At 37.3% G+C, this 445-nt stretch carries 1 protein-coding gene; it reads right to left on the bottom strand.

The genetic code is table 11. The features are described from left to right. Positions 1 to 375, bottom strand: a complete 375-nt coding sequence (locus tag L977_RS02765) for a hypothetical protein (protein ID WP_197061790.1) — start codon at positions 373 to 375, stop codon at positions 1 to 3. Positions 376 to 445: the final 70 nt, after the last annotated feature.

The raw sequence follows: 445 nt of genomic DNA, 5'->3' as shown, positions 1-445 counted from the left end.
TTACATTACAACTAGAGCATCATTTTCATTAAACTCATAATCTGTAATGTAATAGGCAATTGATAGTGAATCAAACGCTCCATTTTCCACAGCTTTGTTAATGTTTGGTGCATTGTCGTAAAGCGTAAAGTCAGTCAGGTATTTATTAGAAGCTAAGTCATAATAAACTTTCGCGTCCCCAATTACTTCACTAGATCCAGCTCCGTGTTCATATAGCAATGGATATCGTTCTCTAGCAAACTCAATGCAGTTAGGGGTCAAGATAATACCGTTACGATTCTCTACGCCAACTTCTGAACCAATGCCTTGGAACGACTTAGAACCGTCCTCGTTTTCAGTTACTTTAATTTCAGCACTATTGGTTATTAGTTTCATCTGTGCTTGTTACGTCCTTTCTATTGCCTTGTAAATCACTTAGGTTTTTAACAGCAACTGCGTTAAGGTT

This window comes from Enterobacter sp. ZOR0014 (assembly GCF_000798855.1).
GTDB lineage: Bacteria > Pseudomonadota > Gammaproteobacteria > Enterobacterales > Enterobacteriaceae > Enterobacter > Enterobacter kobei.
The sequence above is the reverse complement of the archived record's forward strand: the minus strand, read 5'-3'. Positions and strand labels throughout refer to the sequence as shown.